The 1379-nt window shown below is 51.2% G+C and carries 1 rRNA gene; it reads right to left on the bottom strand.

From position 1 onward, the window contains the following. Positions 1 to 26 precede the first annotated feature (26 nt). A 23S ribosomal RNA gene (locus ACG72T_RS12520) occupies positions 27 to 1379 on the bottom strand; the annotation flags it as partial.

Raw genomic sequence — 1379 nt, 5'->3', positions numbered from 1 at the left:
CACTTCGAACTGCTGTAAACTCTTACTCGATTAAGTCCTCGATCTATTAGTACTGCTCAGCTCCATGTATCGCTACACTTCCACCCGCAGCCTATCTACGTCATGTTCTCTAACGGATCTTACTTCCATAAAGGAATGGGAAATCTCATCTCGAGGGGGGCTTCACACTTAGATGCTTTCAGCGTTTATCCCTTCCATACGTAGCTACCCAGCGATGCGCCTGGCGGCACAACTGGTACACCAGAGGTATGTCCATCCCGGTCCTCTCGTACTAAGGACAGCTCCTCTCAAATTTCCTACGCCCGCGACGGATAGGGACCGAACTGTCTCACGACGTTCTGAACCCAGCTCGCGTACCGCTTTAATGGGCGAACAGCCCAACCCTTGGGACCGACTACAGCCCCAGGATGCGATGAGCCGACATCGAGGTGCCAAACCTCCCCGTCGATGTGAACTCTTGGGGGAGATAAGCCTGTTATCCCCAGGGTAGCTTTTATCCGTTGAGCGATGGCCCTTCCATATGGTACCACCGGATCACTAACTCCGACTTTCGTCCCTGCTCGACTTGTCAGTCTCGCAGTCAAGCTCGCTTATACGTTTACACTCTGCGAATGATTTCCAACCATTCTGAGCGAACCTTTGAGCGCCTCCGTTACATTTTAGGAGGCGACCGCCCCAGTCAAACTGCCCACCAGACACTGTCCCCCACCGCGCTGAGCGGCGTGGGTTAGAGCTTTCATATAACAAGGGTAGTATCCCACCAACGCCTCCTTCGAAACTAGCGTTCCGATATCAACGGCTCCTACCTATCCTGTACATGTCACACAAAAACTCAATATCAAGCTACAGTAAAGCTCCATGGGGTCTTTCCGTCCTGTCGCGGGTAACCCGCATCTTCACGGGTATTATAATTTCACCGAGTCTCTCGTTGAGACAGTGCCCAAATCATTACGCCTTTCGTGCGGGTCGGAACTTACCCGACAAGGAATTTCGCTACCTTAGGACCGTTATAGTTACGGCCGCCGTTTACTGGGGCTTCAATTCTCAGCTTCGCAAAAGCTAACTGATCCTCTTAACCTTCCAGCACCGGGCAGGCGTCAGCCCATATACGTCATCTTACGATTTAGCATAGACCTGTGTTTTTGATAAACAGTTGTTTGGGCCTATTCACTGCGGCTGGCTGTTACACCAGCACCCCTTCTCCCGAAGTTACGGGGTCATTTTGCCGAGTTCCTTAACGAGAGTTCACTCGCTGACCTTAGGATACTCTCCTCGACTACCTGTGTCGGTTTGCGGTACGGGCAGTTTATTTCTAACTAGAAACTTTTCTCGGCAGTGTGAGTTACTGTGCTTCGCTACTAAAATTTCACTCCCCATCA

The sequence above is a fragment of the Companilactobacillus sp. FL22-1 genome, assembly GCF_043951805.1.
Lineage (GTDB): Bacteria > Bacillota > Bacilli > Lactobacillales > Lactobacillaceae > Companilactobacillus.
This window is presented reverse-complemented; position numbering and strand designations above follow the sequence as displayed.